Here is a 17696-nt window from a genome sequence, read left to right on the forward strand (position 1 = left end):
TCGCGGATGGGATGTCTTGTCGAATTAGCGGCAAACAGACGGAGACAGACCGGGGATGCAATCGGAACTGACGCGGACCCTTGAACAGGGCCCCGGTGGAACTGTGCAAGGCGCAGCAAGGCCGGCAGCACTCTTCGGACAGACGGGGATGGCAGCGCCATGAACAAAGACCAGACAGATTTTCCGGCCATCCGCCGCAAGGGTCCGAAATTCCTGCGCCGCCTTTTGGCCGGCACCGCCCTTTTCACCGCCACGGATGCTCTCGCCCAGGCTGTCCCGCAAAAGGCCGGCATCTTCGGCTCGTCGGAAGTCGTCACCTTTTCCGTGCTGATCGGCGTCATTTCCGCTGCGATGATCTCGGCGATCTGGCTGATCCGCCAGCGCGGCAACATCGAGGCGGAAAACCGCGAGCTTAGGTCCGACCTTTCCGACGCCAACCAGCGCCTCTCGCGCTACCAGGCGCTGGTCGCCGACAAGAACCGCCGGATCGTCATCTGGGACGGGCTTCTCGAACGCGCCGAACTGCTCGGCCAGCTGCCGGCGGAAACCGGCGCGCCTTCCGACGACCGCGACTTCCTGGCCTTCGGCCGCTGGGTCAAGGCGCAGTCTGCAGGCGAGCTCGAAAAATCGATCGAGGCGCTTCGCACCCAGGCGCGCAGCTTCGATCTCGTCATCGAAACGCAGCGCAATGAAGTGCTGGAAGCCCAGGGACGCGTTTCCGGCGGCCGCGCCTTTGTGCGCTTCATCGCGCTCAACAACATGCGGGCGGAGCTCGCCGAACTGAAGCTCGAACACGACCGGCTCAATATCGCGCTTCGCTCCTTCCATACGCTCCTCGACGCAATCGACCTGCCCGTCTGGCAGCGCGGCACCGACGGCGCGCTCGTCTGGGTCAACGAAGCCTATGCCGACGCCGTCGAGGCACCCGATGTCGCCACCGCTGTCGCGGAAAAGCGCGAGTTGCTTGCGACCGTTGCCCGTGAAAAGATCCGGTCGGTCTCGACGTTCGATACGCCTTTCCACGACAAGGTCTCGACCGTCGTGCGCGGCAACCGCACCTTCTTCGACGTCGTCGACGCCCGCAGCGCCGCCGGTTCGGCGGGTATCGCAGTCGATATTTCGGGGATCGAGGCCGTGCGCGAAGAGCTCAACCGCACGCTCAAGAGCCATGCGGAAACGCTCGACCATCTGGCGACGCCCGTCGCGATCTTCGACGGCAACCAGCGTCTGCAGTTCTACAACCAGGCCTTCCAGCGCCTGTGGAACCTCGATATCGGCTTCCTGGAGCGCAAGCCGGACAATGGCGAAGTGCTCGATCGGCTGCGTGCTGGCGGCCAGCTGCCGGAGCAGCTCAACTGGAAACAGTGGAAGGCGAACGCACTATCGGTCTACCAGGCGCTCGATACGCAGAGCGACCTTTGGCACCTGCCGAACGGACAGACATTGCGCGTCTTTGCCACCGCCCGCCCGCAGGGCGGCGTTACCTGGGTGTTCGAGAACCTGACCGAGAAGGTCGACCTCGAAACGCGCTACAACACCCTCGTCCAGGTCCAGGGCGAAACCATCGATCACCTAGCCGAAGGCGTAGCGGTATTCGGCCCGGACGGCCGCATCCGCCTGTCGAACCCGGCGTTTCGCGCGATCTGGGGCATCAGCGAGGCTGAAGCCAAACCCGGTACGCATATCAAGGCGATCGAGCAGGCCTGCCTGATCTCCTACGACCAGCCCGACGGCTGGAAGCGTTTCACCCACATCATCACCAGCTTCGACGACGAGAGGCCTTCCAGCCGCGGCATTCTCGAACTCAGGACCGGGCTGATTCTCGACTACGCGGTCATCCCGCTGCCGAACGCCCAGACGATGCTGACCTTCGTCAACATTACCGACAGCGTCCGGGTCGAGCGCGCGCTCACCGAAAAGAATGAGGCGCTGCGCAAGGCCGATGCGTTGAAGAACGACTTCGTCCACCACGTCTCCTATGAGCTGCGCTCGCCGCTCACCAACATCATCGGTTTCGCCGATCTCTTGAAGACGCCTGCGTTCGGCGACCTCAACGAGCGCCAGGCAGAGTATGTCGACCATATCGCCACGTCGTCGTCGCTGCTTCTGACGATCGTCAACGACATCCTCGATCTTGCGACCGTCGACGCCGGCATCGTCCAGCTCGACCTTGCCGACATCAGCCTCACCGATTTCCTCGATGACATCGCGTATCAGATGGCCGACCGTCTGACCGAAAGCGGCGTGACGCTCCGGATCGCCGCACCTGATAATCTCGGCCGGATGGTCGCCGATCAGCAGCGCCTGAAGCAGATCTTCGTCAAGCTGCTCACCAATGCCGCGAACTTCGCCCCCGATGGCAGCGTCATCGAACTGGCGTGCCGCCGCGAGGGCAGCGACTTCATCTTCTCGGTCTCCGACAGCGGCCCCGGCATTCCGCAGGACGTGCTCGACACGGTCTTCAACCGCTTTGAAAGCCACGGTCAGCGCGGCGGCGCCGGCCTCGGGCTTTCGATCGTCGAGAGCTTCGTCAGCCTGCATCACGGCACGGTCTCGATCCGCAGCAAGGAAGGCGAAGGCACGGAAGTGACCTGCCGCATCCCTTCGGCCGACGTGCCGGCCACCGTCGCGGCCGAATGATGCCGGCGATCGAGCGCCATCTTGCAAACGAGGCGGCAACGATCGAGCTTGGTGAGGACCTGGCGCTCGCCCTGAAGCCTGGCGACTGCGTCGCTCTTTCGGGCGATCTCGGCGCCGGCAAATCCACACTGGCGCGCGCCTTTTTGAGGGTCGTCGCCGATGACGACGGCCTGGAAGTGCCGAGCCCGACCTTCACGCTGGTCCAGAGCTACGACTTGCGCATACCCGTCGCGCATTTCGACCTTTACCGGCTGGCCGATTCCAGCGAGCTCGACGAACTGGGCTTCGATGAAGCCCTGTCGCAGGGCATCTGCCTGGTCGAATGGCCGGAACGGGCGGACGACGCCCTCCCCTCACGTCGCATCACGCTTGCGATCACCCACGAGAAGGACGGGCGACGCGTCGATATTTCGGCGCCTGATGACACGCTGCAGCGCATCGCCCGAACGCTTTCGATCCGCGAATTTCTCGATACGAACGGACATTCCAAGGCGCGGCGGCGGCACCTGAGCGGCGACGCCTCCATCCGGGCCTATGAGCGCATTTACCCGGCGGACGGCTCCGTTAGCCGGATTCTGATGGATACGCCGCGGCACAAGCCGGGCCCGATCCTTCAGGACGGAAAGTACTATCAGCAGCTGGCGCATATCGCCGAAGATGTCGTTCCCTTCGTCGCCGTCGACCAGATGCTCATTGCCCGCGGCTTTGCGGCGCCTGAAATCTACGCCCGCGACATCGACCATGGCATCCTCTTGATCGAAGATCTGGGCTCGGAGGGCGTCCTCCATGCGGACGGAGAGCCGATCGACGAACGCTACATCGAGAGCGCGCGGCTGCTTGCCCGCCTGCACTCGGAACCGGCCGAGGCCGAGATCAAGGTCGAGCCGACTGTGATCCACCGCATTCCGGATTTCGACCGGACGGCGATGAAGATCGAGACGCGGCTTTTGACCGACTGGTATCTGCCCTGGAAACGCGGCGCGCCGGCAAGCGACGACGAGAAGCGCGAATATGGAGAGATCTGGGACGGCCTGATCGACCTCCTGCAGACATCCGAAACGAACCTGCTGCTGCGCGATTTTCACTCGCCGAACATCATCTGGCGCGGGGAACGCGAAGGTCTGAACCGGATCGGCCTCATCGATTTCCAGGACGCAATGATCGGTCCGACTGCCTATGACGTCGCGTCCTTGGTTCAAGATGCCCGCGTCACCATCCCGCCTTCGCTCGCAAGCCGGATGATGGACGCCTATCTCGCCGAACGGCGCGCGGGTGGTAGCTTCGACGAGGCTATGTTCCTTCGCGACTGGCACCTGATGTCGGCGCAGCGCAACTGCAAGCTCGTCGGCATCTGGGTGCGGCTGATGCAGCGCGACGGCAAACCCGGCTACATGAAGCACATGCCGCGCACTTTCGCCTATCTTCAGGCGGCGCTTTCACATGAATCGCTGAAACCCTTGCACGACTGGTGTATGAAGACCGGAATCCTCGTTTCCGAATCAGCGAACTGACAGAGAATCAATGTCGATCAGCAATGCGATGGTGCTCGCAGCGGGCCTCGGCACCCGTCTTCGTCCGATCACCAACACCATGCCAAAACCGCTCGTCGAGATCGCCGGCAAGCCGATGATCGACTACGTGCTGGACCTCCTGGTGGAGGCCGGCGTCAGCACGGCCGCGGTCAACGTGCATCATTTCGCCGACCTGATGGAAGGCCATCTCAGCCAACGCAGCGCCCCGGAGATCGTGATTTCGGACGAGCGCGAGGCGCTGATGAATTCCGGCGGCGGTCTCGCCAAGGGGCTGAAACTGCTGCCGGAGGGTCCGGTTCTGGTGATGAATGCCGATCTCTTCTGGGTCGGCGAGCCCAAGGGCAAGCCCAGCAACCTGACGCGCCTGGCCGCCGCCTTCGACGCGGAGCGCATGGACATGCTGCTCCTTTGCGTGCGCGACGAGGATACGACCGGCCACAACGGCAAGCGGGATTTCTCGCTGGGTGACGACGGCAAGCTCACGCGCTACGCCGAAGGCCTGCCGAACCCGGTGGTTTATGCCGGCGCGATTGCGCTTCACTCCCGGCTCTTTGCCGACGCGCCCGACGACGCCTTCAATCTCAACATCTACTTCGATCGCGCCGCCGAAGAAGGCCGTCTTTACGGCCTGCTGCTCGACGGTCACTGGATGACGGTCGGAACGCCCGAGGCGATCGGCGAAGCGGAGGCGGCGATCCGCCGCCACCAGCCGGAGGGATGAGCGTGCTTGGCCGCCGGTCCAATGTCTTCACGATCCCGCCCGGCCTCCCCTTCCTGAAGACGCTCGCCGAAAAGCTTTGCGACGGTAGCCTGACGCCGGACTTCCGCTACGACCCGGCCGATCCCCTGCCGCTTGCCGGCGTGACGATCTTCGTGCCGACGCGGCGCTCGGCCCGTGTGCTCCGGTCCGAGTTCGTCGACCTGCTCGGCGGACGCTCCACCATCCTGCCCACGATCAAGGCACTCGGCGAGACCGATGACGACAGCGGCTTCTTCGATGCCGAGGTGCCGGCAATCCTCGATCTCGCCCCGCCCCTGCCCGGGACCGCCCGCCTGATCGAGCTTGGCCGGCTTATCCTCGCCTGGCGCAACCGGCTGCCGAAGGTGGTGCTCGACATCCATGCGGAGAGCCCGCTGATTGCGCCGGCAAGCCCTGCCGATGCGATCTGGCTCGCGCGCAATCTTGCCGACCTCATCGACGCGATGGAGACGGAAGAGCTCGACTGGGACAAGCTCGACAAGCTCGATGCCGGCGAGCACGCCCTCTGGTGGCAGCTGACGCTCGAATTCCTGAAGATTGCCCGCAGCTACTGGCCGGAACGGCTGGAGGAACTGAAACAATCCTCGCCCGCGCGCCACCGCAACGCGATCCTGCAGGCCGAGACGCAGCGCATCGCCGCCGGCAAGATCGAGGGCCCGATCATCATTGCCGGTTCGACCGGCTCCATTCCCGCAACGGCCGCGCTGATTGCCGCCGTGCAGAAGCTGCCCAACGGTACGATCGTGCTGCCTGGCCTCGACCAGACGATGAGCGAGGCCGAATGGGACATGATCGTCGCCGACGCCGCCCTTGACGGCAGGCCGGACCCGGCAAGCCGCAGCCACCCGCAATACGGCTTTTACAGGCTTTTGAAACGCATGGGCGTTCTGCGGCCCGACGTGACCGCCCTGGCTGTCGCCGAGGTCGACCTCGACGTCCGTGCCGAGATCCTGTCGCACGCTCTTCTGCCGGCCAAGGCGACCAATGCATGGACCGCCATGCGCAGCGAGCTGGATCCGGCGTTGCTGCAGCAAGCCTTCCAGGATGCAGCCCTCATCGAAACCGCCAACGAACGCGAGGAAGCGGCCGCGATCGCGGTCGCCTTGCGGCTCGCGCTCGAAGGCAGCGACGAGAGCCAGGCAGCGCTGATCACGCCGGACCGCAATCTCGCACGGCGGGTCGGCGCCGAGCTTGCCCGCTTCGGCATCGAGGCCGACGATTCCGCCGGTACGCCTCTCATCGCGACGCCGCAGGGCAGCCTGCTGCGGCTGCTGCTAGAAGCATGCCTGCGCCCCGGCGATCCCGTGCCGTTCGTCGCGCTGCTCAAGCATCCGCTGGCGCGCTTCGGGCTTTCCCGCGACAGGATGCGCGAAGGGGCCGACGCGCTGGAACGCATGGCACTGCGTGGCAGCACCGCGACGGTCGATCTGCTGGCCCTCGGATCCGTGCTCGACGCGGCGATCGTCCGGCACAAGACCGATCGCCATCCACCGGAATGGCGCATCGGCATCGGGGATGACGCGCTTGAGGCGGCCCGCGACGTGGCGGCGAAGATCGGTCTCGCGGTGGCACCGCTCGCCTCCGCGCTGACGCGCAGCCGGGACGGCAGCCGCGTGTTCTCGGACGAATTTACCTTTGCCGACTGGGCGATGCGCACCGGCGAGGCCCTGGAAGCAGCCTCAGCCGACGAGCGTGGCGACCTCGGTGGGCTTTGGTCCGGAGAGGCCGCCGATACGCTCGCAACTCTCCTTCGCGGCATCATCGAAACCGACGGCCAGATGACCGCGAACGGGCCGCAATGGTGCGATGTCGTCGAAGCCCTGTCGGCCAGCGCCGCGGTCAAGCCTCGCTCCATGCGCCATCCGCGGGTGTTCATCTTCGGCGCGCTGGAATCGCGCCTGCAGAGCATGGACCTGGTGGTTCTCGGCGGCCTGAACGAAGGCAATTGGCCGGGCCAGACGGCCAACGATCCGTTCCTGTCGCGCACCATGAAGACGGGGATCGGTCTTGAGCCGCCTGAACGACGCATCGGCCAGCTTGCGCACGACTTCCAGATGGCCTGCGGCACAAGGCGGCTGATCTTCACCCGCTCGATGCGCCAGGGCGCAGCACCCACCGTCGCCTCGCGCTGGCTGCAGCGGCTGCTGGCGCTCGGCGGCGAACGGCTGACGCGAGCGCTGCACGCCAATGGCGCCGACTATCTCGCCTGGGCCCGCATGCTTGACGACGGCGGCCGCCAGCCGCTGGCCGAGCGCCCCGCCCCCAAGCCACCGGCGGACCTGCAGCCGCGCAAGTACTCTTTCAGCGAAGTGTCGCGGCTACGGCGCGACCCCTACGCGATCTATGCGCGACGCATCCTTCGGCTGGATCCGCTGCTGCCGTTCAACAGCGACCCCGGCCCGGCCGAGCGCGGCACGCTTTACCACCAGATCGTCGAGCGTTTCGTACGCGCCGGCGTCGATCTGATGTTGCCGGCGGCGGAAGAGGTCATGCACCGGCTGCTGAACGAGGCTTTCGACGAGGCGCGACTGCCCACCCATATCGACACGATCTGGCGGCCGCGCTTTGCCGCCGTCGGCTTGGCCTTCATCAAATGGGAACGGGACCGCGCCCGCTTCATCCGCCGGTCGCGCACCGAAGTGGCGGCATCGATGGAGCTCGGCGTCGCCGACATGCGGCTGACCGGCATTGCCGACCGGCTCGATACGCTGACCGACGGCAGCGTCGAGATCGTCGACTACAAGACCGGCTCCAGCCCATCGACCAAGGAAGCGCGCGTCCTGCTCGACCCGCAGCTCGCGCTGGAAGCCGCGGCCCTCAAGGCCGGCGCCTTTAAGGACGTGCCGCCCAGCCACCCACAGTCGCTGCTCTATGTCCGGCTCAAACCGGGCGCGCGCTTCAAACCGGAAGCGGTCAACAACGAAGGCAGCAAGTCGAAGGAGACGAAGTCGGCCGATCAGCTTGCGGACGAGTCGCTTGCCGAACTCAGGAAGCTGCTAAGCGCGCTTCTCTCGGGCAAGCATGGCTTTGCCTCGCGCGTGATTGTTCAGAAAGAGCGCGATTATGGCGGCGAATACGACCATCTGGCACGCGTAGCCGAATGGTCGACGGCCGACAGCGAAGAGGAGGATGGCGATGAGGGATGACAACCTCGGCCCCGAACAGGCGACGCCTCAAAGCTGGCTCGACTGGACCTCGCGCCGGCAGTCGCTGGCTTCGGACCCGGACCGCTCCGCCTGGGTGTCGGCCAATGCCGGCTCCGGCAAGACCCACGTGCTGACCCAGCGGGTGATTCGGCTGCTGCTTGCCGGCTGCCGCCCCTCGGCGATCCTCTGCCTCACCTATACCAAGGCGGCGGCCTCCGAAATGTCGAATCGCGTGTTCGAACGGCTGGCCGAATGGGTAACGCTCGACGACGCGACGCTCGAAAAGCGGATCGAGGCGATTGAGGGCGAGCGGCCCGGGCGCTTGAAGCTGCAGGAGGCGCGGCGCCTGTTCGCCCGCGCGCTGGAGACCCCGGGCGGCCTGAAGATCCAGACGATCCATGCCTTTTGCGAGGCGCTGCTGCACCAGTTTCCGCTGGAGGCCAATGTCGCCGGCCATTTCTCGGTTCTCGACGATCGCGCGGCTGCGGTTCTGCTTGCCGATGCGCGCCGGCTGCTGCTGACCGCGACCGCGGCCAAGGACGATCCGGCTCTTGCCCACGCCTTTGCCACCGTGCTCGACATCGCCGACGATACCGGCCTGGAAAAGCTGCTGGCCGCAATCGTCGAAAACCGAACCGCGATCCAGGTCTTCCTCGAACATGCCGACGGGCTCGGCGGCACCGAGGCCGAGCTGCGCCGGGCGCTGAAGCTTTCGCCGGGGGAAAGCGTCGACGGCGCCATGGCGACGATCTGGCCCTTGGCGGGCTTGAACGGCGCGGCGCTCGAACGGTACTTCTCGCTCGCCACCAGCGTCGGCGGCACGAAGGTGCTCGACTTTGCGGAGGGGCTGAGGACCGTTTCGAAGATGACGGATCTCAGCGCGCGCTATGACGGGCTCAGGCATCTGTTCTTCACCGGCACGGGCAAGCCGCGGGCGCAATCCGCCTTCCTCAACAAGGCGATGCAGCAGGCTGCCCCCGATCTCATTGACCTCGTGGACGAGGCCTATCGCCATGTCATCGCCTGCATCGATCACATCAGCATCCTCAGGATGTTCGAGGCGACGCTGGCGGCGCTGACGCTCGCCGAGCGGCTGAATGCCGACTACGAGGAACTGAAGCGACGCCGCAGCCAGCTCGATTTCGAGGACCTGATCAACCGCACGGCGGCGCTCTTTGCCCGCGGCGACGTCAGCGCCTGGGTACACTACAAGCTCGACCAGGGCATCGACCATATCCTCGTCGACGAGGCGCAGGACACCAGCCCGGCGCAGTGGACGATCATCCAGGCGCTGGCTTCCGACTTCTTCTCGGGCGAGAGCGCACGCGGTACTGCCCGCACGATGTTTGCTGTCGGTGACGAGAAACAGTCGATCTACTCCTTCCAGGGCGCCCGTCCGGAGCGGTTTTCGCGCGAGAGCCAGGAGACCGAACGGCGGGTGCGCGACGGCGGCAAGGCTTTCGAGCCCATCCGCCTGCAGCTCTCCTTCCGCTCGACCGTCGACGTGCTTTCGGCCGTTGACGCCGTCTTTGCCAATCCGGCGCATGCGCGAGGCCTCAGCGCCCGCAACGAGCCCGTGGTGCATGCTTCGAACCGCATCGGCCATCCCGGCGCCGTCGACATCTGGGACGTGATTGCCGCCGAACCGGTGGATACAGACGAGGAATGGACCGCCGCCTTCGACGCAACGCCGGAGAGTGCGCCGGTCAACATCCTCGCCCGCCGGATCGCAGCCACGCTGGAAAGCTGGATCGGCAAGGAGACGATCGTCGAGAAGGGCGTTCGCCGGCCGATGCGCCCGGGCGACGTGATCGTACTGGTCCGCAAGCGCGACGCCTTCGTCAATGCTCTGACGAGAGCACTCAAGCGCCGCAACAACATTCCGGTCGCCGGCGCCGACCGGTTGGTGCTCACCAAGCATATTGCCGTCCAGGACCTGCTCGCCCTCGGGCGGTTCGTGCTGTTGCCGCAGGACGACCTGTCGCTGGCCGCGCTGATGAAAAGCCCGCTGTTCAACCTCGGCGAAGACGCGCTGTTCGAACTCGCGGCGCGGCGCGGCGAAGGCGAAAGCCTCTGGGAGAGGCTGCAGCATGAAGCCGATGACGGTATCCTGTTTCACCAGACGGCGCGAACGCTGAAATCCTACATGGCGCTCGCAAGCCAGCTGGCGCCGCATGACTTCTATGCCCGCGTCCTCGGCGTGCATGGCGGACGCGCCGCCTTTCTCGCGCGCCTCGGCACCGAGGTCAGCGACATTCTCGACGAGTTCCTGACCTTCGCGCTCGACCAGGAAAGAAGCGGCCTGCCCGGCCTGCAGGCCTTCGTCTCGACGCTGGAAATGGAAGCGCCGACGGTCAAGCGCGAGCAGGACAAGGAACGCGATGAAGTTCGGATCATGACCGTGCACGCGGCCAAGGGCCTGGAAGCGCCAGTCGTCTTCCTCGCCGATGGCGGCGGGGCGGCGTTCAGCAACCAGCATGTGCCCTCTCTTCGCTTCCTGGAGCTTGCCCAGAGAGACGGCACCGTCCTGCCGCTTCCGGTGTGGCGCGCGCCGGGCGCGGAATCGAACTCGCTCATCACCGCCGACGGCGAGCGGCTGAAGACGCTGGCTGAGGAAGAATATCGTCGCCTGCTCTATGTCGGCATGACCCGCGCCGCCGACCGCCTGATCGTCTGCGGTTATCGCGGCCAGCGGGCCGTTGCCGATACATGGCACGCTATGGTTCAGGCGAGCCTTGCCGGAGACGAGAGCGGCCGCGGCCACCCGACCAGTTTTCACGCCGGCGGCGAGGAATGGTCCGGCCATGCCTGGCGCGAGAAGCAGCTCGAACGCGATCTGCCCTCCGGCGATGCGCGCTCGGCCGATTCGGGCCGTCCCGCCACCGCCCTGCCAAAGGCGCTTTCGACGCCACTGCCGCCGCAAAAGCGGCTGCCGCGGCCGCTCAGTCCTTCCGGCGTCGGCATCGCGGTTGACGAGGACGATGGCGATGCGCTCGTCGGCTCGGCTCTTTTCTCAGAAAAGGCCCCGGCAAACCTCTCGATGCTGCGCGGCGCCATCCTGCACCGCCTGCTGCAGGTTCTGCCCTCGATGGCGGGAGACGATCGCCGGGCCGCGGCCGAACGCTATCTCGAGCGATCCGTGCCCAGTTGGCCTTCAGAACAACGCGCCGCACTGATCGCCAGCATCGAAGCCGTGCTCGACCATCCGGACCTCGGCGCAGTTTTCTCGGTGAGCAGCCGGGCCGAGGTTTCGGTCATGGGTACGCTGGCGCTCGGCAAGCGCGAGCACGCGGTTTCAGGCCGGATCGACCGGCTGGCCGTTCGCGACGGCGTCGTCACGATTGCGGACTTCAAGACCAACAGGCAGGTGCCGGCATCTCCTAACGACATTCCCTTCGCCTACACGGCGCAGCTTGCGATCTACCGCGCGCTCCTGCAGCCGCTTTATCCAGCACATGCGTTTCGATGTGTACTGATCTTCACCGAGGGGCCGGCAATCCACGTCGTTCCCGACCAGGCACTCGACAGGAGCCTTGAAGACCTCGCGACAAAGTGAGATACCCGATATTGAAAATCCAGCGGTGCCTTCTCACATGACACACAACATCTGGATACTGCCATTCCGAACGCAAGGAGCAGCCTATGGCTACTGTAAAGGTCGATACGTCCAATTTTCAGCAGGAAGTGCTGAACTCCGCCGAGCCGGTGGTTGTCGATTTCTGGGCTGAATGGTGCGGCCCGTGCAAGATGATCGCCCCGAGCCTCGAGGAAATCTCGAACGAACTCGCCGGCAAGGTCAAGGTTGCCAAGCTCAACATCGACGAAAACCCGGAACTGGCCGCCCAGTACGGCGTTCGCTCGATCCCGACGCTCGCCATGTTCAAGGCCGGCGAAGTGGCTGACATCAAGGTTGGCGCCGCCCCGAAGACGGCCCTGTCCTCGTGGATCTCCACGGCGGTCGCTTAAAGCAAGTTCACTGCTGAAAACGCTGAAAGCCCGGCATGCCGGGCTTTTTTCTTGTCTTCAATCTAGAAGCCGGATGGCGGTCCCGGCTGGCGATCACTTCGGCGGCGTGCCGTTGTCGGCAAGCACATCGCCCACCAGATAGAGCGAGCCACCGATCAGGATGCGTGGCGGCGCCGGGTCTTCGTCGACCAGATTGGCGATGACCGTCAGCGCCTCGGCAACGGAGGAAACCGCGGAAGCCTCGAAACCGACCGAAGCGGCATCGCTCGCAAGAGCCACGGGATCAAGCCCGGCATCGGAACCGCGGATCGGCACGGTGAAGACCTGTTCGGCGAGATCGAGGAAGGCGCGGAAGTAGCCGATCGGCTCCTTGGTGTTGATCATGCCGATGATCAGGAACAAGGGGCGCGATTCGCGCTCCTCGAAGGTCGCCATCGCCTCGGCAATCACCTGGCCGGCGCCAGGATTGTGACCGCCGTCGACCCAGATCTCGGCACCCATCGGACCGTAATGCGTGAGCTTGCCGCTGGTGAGGCGCTGCAGTCGCCCTGGCCATTCGACGCCCGCAAGCCCTCTTTCGATCGCCGCGTCGGAGATGTCGAAACCGGCGGCGCGGACCGCGCGGATGGCCGCAGCGGCATTGGCATACTGGTGGCGCCCCGGCAGCTTCGGCAGCGGCAGGTCGGCAAGCCCGCCCTCGTCCTGATAGACGAGCCGGCCAAACTCCTCGTGGGCCATGAAGTCCTGGCCATAAACGAACATCGGGCAGCCCAAGCGCTCCGCCGTCGAGACCAGGACGTCACGAGCGGCCTCTTCCTCCTGCTGGCCGATCACCACGGGGCAGCCGCGCTTCATGATGCCGGCCTTTTCGGCCGCGATCAGTTCCACCCGATCGCCGAGATAGGCCTGATGGTCGAGCGAGATCGGCATGACGACCGAGACGGCCGGTCGGGACATGACGTTGGTCGCGTCGAAGCGGCCGCCAAGGCCAACCTCGATGATCGCCACATCGGCCGGATGCTCGGCGAAGAGCAGGAAGGTGACGGCGGTCAGGATCTCGAAGACGGTGATCTTCTCGCCGCCATTGGCTTCGGCAACGCGGCGCACGGCATCGGCAAGCACGGGATCGCTGACGAGCCTGCCCTTGCCACCCTTGACGCCGAGGCGATAGCGCTCATGCCAGTTGACGAGATGCGGCGAGGTATGGACGTGGACGCTGAGGCCGGCTGCTTCGAGGATCGCCCGCGAAAACGCGGTTGCCGAGCCCTTTCCGTTGGTGCCGGCGACATGGATCACCGGCGGCAGTCGGTCCTGGGGATTGCCGAGTGCTGCAAGAAGCCGGGTGATCCTGTCCAGCGACAGGTCGAAGCCCTTGGGGTGAAGGGCGAGAAGTTTTTCGATCTCGTAGCCCGCTTCGCTGGCTTCCACCGCTGCCATCTCTTAACCCCGCCCCGACACGCTCGGCTGCTACAGCGCGCGCCTTATAGGCCGTCTACCGATCGCTGTAACGCCTTGAGTTGCAGCATCCCCGCACACAAGAAATTGCGGAGATGCATTATTTTGTTCTACGCAGTTCGACCAGCCCAGCGCTTATTCAAGCGCTGGCAGCGACCGGCAAGGCGGCCGGCTGCGTGCCGCCGTTGAGCTTCGAGGCTTCCGCCGGCTTCTTCATCAGGATTTTCAGGACCCGGGCGAGCGTCGACGGCAGATCATGGCGCTTGACGACCATGTCGACCATGCCGTGCTCCAGCAGGTATTCCGACGTCTGGAAACCTTCCGGCAGTTTCTCGCGCAGCGTCTGCTCGATCACGCGCTTCCCGGCAAAGCCGATTTCCGCGCCGGGCTCGGCCATGTGGATGTCGCCGAGCATCGCGTAGGATGCGGTGACGCCGCCGGTGGTCGGGTTGGTGAGTACGACGATATAGGGGAGGCCCGCTTCCTTCAGCATGTTGACGGCAACCGTGGTGCGCGGCAGCTGCATCAGCGACAGGATGCCTTCCTGCATGCGGGCGCCACCCGAAGCCGGGAAGATGACCAGCGGGCACTTCTCGGCGATCGCCCGTTCGAAGGCCTTGATGATCGCCTCGCCGGCAGCCATGCCGAGCGAGCCGCCAATGAAGTTGAACTCGTGCACGACGGCGACGAGCTTGACGCCCTGGACGCGGCCGAGACCGGCGACGATCGTGTCTTCGAGTTCAGTCTTGGCGCGGCTGTCGCGCAGACGATCGACGTATTTCTTGGAATCGCGGAACTTCAGCGGGTCCTGAGCGACCTTCGGCTGCGGAAACGCTTCAAAGATGCCGCCGTCGAACAGGTCCTTCAACCGCGCCTTGGCCGGCATCTTCATGTGGAAGCCGGACTGCGGGATGACCCACTTGTTTTCCTCGAGATCGCGGTGGAACACCATCTCGCCGGTTTCCGGGCACTTGATCCAGAGATTTTCCGGAACTTCCCGGCGGCCCAGCATCGAGTTGATCTTCGGCCGAACGTAGTTTGTGATCCAGTTCACTTAGTAACTCCTGAAGATTTCCTTCGGGTTGTGCGCGCTAATATAGGCAATTATTCGGCTGCTGCGAGACGTGCGGACCGCACGCCTGCCGAGAGCCCTCTCACCAGCGCTTCGACACCCGGAACCGTCGCATCCGTCGCCTTGCCCTCTTCGGTCAGGCTCGACGCGATCTGGTTGACGATCGCCGTACCGACGACCACGCCATCGGCAGATGCTCCGATGGCCCTTGCATGTTCCGCCGTCTTGACGCCGAAACCGACGCAAACGGGCAGATTGGTGTGTGCCTTGATACGCCCGACGGCGCCGGCGATCAACGACGGATCGGGCAGAGCCGAACCGGTGATGCCGTTCATCGACACGTAATAGACGAAACCGGAGGTGTTTTCGAGGACCTTCGGCAGGCGACGGTCGTCCGTGGTCGGCGTCGCCAGGCGAATGAAGTTGATGCCCTTCTCCAGCGCCGGGATGCAGAGTTCGTCGTCCATCTCCGGCGGCAGGTCGACGACGATCAGGCCGTCAATGCCGGCGGCCAGCGCATCCGTCAGGAAGCGGTCGACGCCGTAGATATAGATCGGGTTGTAATAGCCCATCAGCACGATCGGCGTGCGCTGGTCGTCCTCACGGAAACGGCGGGCGATCTCAAGCGTCTTTGCGAGCGTCTGTCCGCTTTTCAGCGAGCGTTGACCGGCCAGCTGGATCGCCGGGCCATCGGCCATCGGGTCCGAGAAAGGCATGCCGAGTTCGATGACGTCGGCGCCGGCCTTCGGCAGCGCCTTCATGATCGAGACCGACGTCTCGAAATCCGGATCGCCGCCCATGAAATAGGTGACGAGGACCGGACGTCCTTCGGCCGCGACATCGGCAAATCGCTTGTCCATGCGTGCGGTCATGATCTTACTGCCCCATTCCCAGTAACTTGCCGACGGTGAAGATGTCCTTGTCGCCGCGGCCGGAGAGGTTCATCAGGATGATCTCGTCCTTGCCCATTTTTGGCGCGCGCTTGATGACTTCGGCAAGCGCATGCGACGGCTCGAGCGCCGGAATGATGCCTTCGAGACGGGTCAACGTCTGGAACGCCTCAAGCGCTTCGTGGTCCATGATCGGCACGTATTCGACGCGGCCGACATCGTTCAGCCAGGCGTGCTCCGGGCCGATGCCGGGATAGTCGAGACCGGCCGAAATCGAATGGCCTTCCTTGATCTGGCCGTCGCCGTCCTGCAGCAGATAGGTGCGGTTGCCATGCAGCACGCCGGGCGAACCGGCTGTGATCGAGGCGCAATGCTCGTCGCCTTCGATGCCCTTGCCGCCAGCTTCAACGCCGACGATCTTGACGCTCTCGTCATCGAGGAACGGATGGAAGATGCCGATTGCGTTGGAGCCACCGCCAACGGCGGCAATGACGAGATCCGGCAGCCGGCCTTCGGCGGCGAGCATCTGCTCCTTGGCTTCCTGGCCGATCACCGCTTGGAAATCGCGGACCATCTCCGGATAGGGATGCGGGCCGGCAGCCGTGCCGATCAGGTAGTAGGTGTTGTCGACATTGGTGACCCAGTCACGCAGCGCCTCGTTCATGGCGTCCTTGAGCGTGCCGCTGCCGGCCGTCACCGGCTTTACCTCGGCACCCAAGAGCTTCATGCGGAAGACGTTCGGCGCCTGGCGCTCGACGTCGGTCGCGCCCATGTAGACGACGCAGGGCAGGCCGAAGCGGGCAGCGACGGTTGCCGAAGCCACGCCATGCTGGCCGGCACCGGTCTCAGCGATGATGCGCGTCTTGCCCATGCGCTTGGCAAGCAGGATCTGGCCAATGCAGTTGTTGATCTTGTGCGAGCCGGTGTGGTTCAGCTCTTCGCGCTTGAAGTAGATCTTGGCGCCGCCAAGCTCCGCCGTCAGCCGTTCAGCAAAATAGAGCGGGCTCGGGCGGCCGATATAATGCGCGCCGAGATGCTCCAGCTCCGCCTTGAAGGCCGGATCGTTCTTCGCGTTGTCCCACTCGTTCTGGAGATCGAGGATCAGCGGCATGAGGGTTTCGGCCACGAAGCGGCCACCGAAGATACCGAAACGGCCGTCCTCGTCCGGGCCACCCCGGAAGGAATTCAACTTTGGCGCCTGGTTCACGTCCTGCTCCCTGACCGTGGCATGCCCGCCTCCGCCTGGCGAACGGCATTGAAAAACGATTCCATGAGCTTCAGATCCTTGACGCCCGGCGCGCTCTCGACGCCGGAGGAGATATCGATGGCACGCGCGTTGGTCTGCGCCATGGCCTCGCCAATGTTGTCGGCGTTAAGACCACCGGAAAGCATGTAATCGACGCTTCCGTCAAGCGCATCGAGCAGCTTCCAGTCAAAGGAAACGCCGTTGCCACCGGGCAAATCGGACCCTTTTGGCGGCTTGGCATCGAAGAGGAAGCGATCAGCAATGCCGATATAGGCATCGATCTTTTCAAGGTCAGATACTTCGCGCACCGAAAGGGCCTTCATGACAGGAAGGCCATACATCGCCTTGACCGTCAGCAGTCGCTCCGCGTCCTCGCTGCCGTGAAGCTGCAGGATATCCGGATTGAGGGCCGAGACGATCTCGTCAAGCTCGTCATTGTCGGCATTCACCGTGACGGCGACGATCTTCGCCTGGCCACGAATCCTGTCGGCGATGCGGCCGGCATCGTCGGGCTCGATGTTCCTGGGGCTCTTCGGGAAAAAGATGAAGCCGACATGGGATGCGCCGAGCGCGACAGCACGCTCGGCCGCTTCCGCGGTCTTCAGCCCGCATATCTTCACTTGGGTTTTCATGAGAAGCGACCTTGCATGAAATGCCGCGCGAGTCGAGCCAAAAACCGACGCAAAAGCGGTCACTCAGCGCCCCTGCACCCGTCCTTTGGCGGGTGCGCGCCCCTTGCGCGGCAGGCGCGCTTTCACCATATGCATTTTACCACAACGGAGAGACTGATGCGCCTGTTGCTCGCGCTTATCCTGCCCTGGCTGCAGTTTTTTACCATCGGCCGCCCCTTTGCTGGCCTCATTTGCCTGATCCTGCAGTTGACCCTGATCGGCTGGGTTCCGGCGGCGATCTGGTCGGTCTATGCGCTCAGCCAATACAAGACCGACGAGAAGATCCGTGAAGCGCTGCGCCATCGCGCATAACGCGCC

At 64.5% G+C, this 17696-nt stretch carries 12 protein-coding genes; 7 read left to right on the plus strand and 5 right to left on the minus strand.

Going from position 1 to position 17696, the window contains the following annotated elements; genetic code table 11:
• Positions 1-159 precede the first annotated feature (159 nt).
• The 6 genes from IB279_RS24360 (at position 160) to trxA (ending at position 12044) form a co-directional block, all read left to right on the plus strand.
• A complete protein-coding gene (locus IB279_RS24360) occupies positions 160-2640 on the plus strand; it encodes a PAS domain-containing sensor histidine kinase (RefSeq protein ID WP_112772880.1) in 2481 nt (826 codons plus the stop codon).
• On the plus strand, positions 2640-4151 hold the full coding sequence (gene tsaE / locus IB279_RS24365) for a tRNA (adenosine(37)-N6)-threonylcarbamoyltransferase complex ATPase subunit type 1 TsaE (protein ID WP_192339946.1): 1512 nt from the start codon (positions 2640-2642) through the stop codon (positions 4149-4151). The genes IB279_RS24360 and tsaE overlap by 1 nt, the downstream gene beginning before the upstream one ends.
• Before the next feature lie 10 nt (positions 4152-4161).
• Positions 4162-4893, plus strand: a complete 732-nt coding sequence (locus IB279_RS24370) for a nucleotidyltransferase family protein (protein WP_060521541.1) — start codon at positions 4162-4164, stop codon at positions 4891-4893.
• A gap of 2 nt (positions 4894-4895) precedes the next feature.
• The gene (addB, locus tag IB279_RS24375) at positions 4896-8078 is read left to right on the plus strand and encodes a double-strand break repair protein AddB (RefSeq protein ID WP_234824587.1); all 3183 of its coding nucleotides are present in this window, start codon (positions 4896-4898) and stop codon (positions 8076-8078) included.
• On the plus strand, positions 8068-11634 hold the full coding sequence (addA, locus tag IB279_RS24380) for a double-strand break repair helicase AddA (RefSeq protein WP_112772890.1): 3567 nt from the start codon (positions 8068-8070) through the stop codon (positions 11632-11634). Before addB ends, addA begins: the two co-directional genes overlap by 11 nt.
• Before the next feature lie 86 nt (positions 11635-11720).
• Positions 11721-12044 (plus strand): thioredoxin, encoded by a 324-nt coding sequence (gene trxA / locus IB279_RS24385; RefSeq protein WP_034801674.1) that lies wholly within the window; start codon positions 11721-11723, stop codon positions 12042-12044.
• Positions 12045-12137: 93 nt separating this feature from the next.
• On the opposite strand, the gene IB279_RS24390 is transcribed toward trxA, so the two are convergent.
• From IB279_RS24390 to IB279_RS24410, 5 genes are all read right to left on the minus strand, one after another.
• Positions 12138-13481 carry a folylpolyglutamate synthase/dihydrofolate synthase family protein gene (locus tag IB279_RS24390; protein WP_112772878.1) on the minus strand — a complete coding sequence of 448 codons (1344 nt, stop codon included), beginning with the start codon at positions 13479-13481 and terminating at the stop codon, positions 12138-12140.
• 157 nt (positions 13482-13638) lie between these two features.
• The gene (accD, locus tag IB279_RS24395) at positions 13639-14553 is read right to left on the minus strand and encodes an acetyl-CoA carboxylase, carboxyltransferase subunit beta (protein WP_034801670.1); all 915 of its coding nucleotides are present in this window, start codon (positions 14551-14553) and stop codon (positions 13639-13641) included.
• A 50-nt stretch (positions 14554-14603) separates the two neighbouring features.
• Entirely contained in the window at positions 14604-15443 is an 840-nt protein-coding gene (trpA, locus tag IB279_RS24400; protein ID WP_034801668.1) for a tryptophan synthase subunit alpha, read from the minus strand.
• A 4-nt stretch (positions 15444-15447) separates the two neighbouring features.
• Positions 15448-16668, minus strand: a complete 1221-nt coding sequence (trpB, locus tag IB279_RS24405; protein ID WP_034801666.1) for a tryptophan synthase subunit beta — start codon at positions 16666-16668, stop codon at positions 15448-15450.
• Complete coding sequence (locus tag IB279_RS24410) at positions 16665-17339, minus strand: phosphoribosylanthranilate isomerase (protein WP_112772877.1); 675 nt, start codon at positions 17337-17339, stop codon at positions 16665-16667. Before IB279_RS24410 ends, trpB begins: the two co-directional genes overlap by 4 nt.
• A gap of 156 nt (positions 17340-17495) precedes the next feature.
• On the opposite strand from IB279_RS24410, the gene IB279_RS24415 reads away from it, so the two are divergent.
• Complete coding sequence (locus IB279_RS24415) at positions 17496-17690, plus strand: YqaE/Pmp3 family membrane protein (protein WP_034801662.1); 195 nt, start codon at positions 17496-17498, stop codon at positions 17688-17690.
• Positions 17691-17696: the final 6 nt, after the last annotated feature.

Source organism: Ensifer sp. ENS06 (genome assembly GCF_014852205.1).
GTDB lineage: Bacteria > Pseudomonadota > Alphaproteobacteria > Rhizobiales > Rhizobiaceae > Ensifer > Ensifer adhaerens.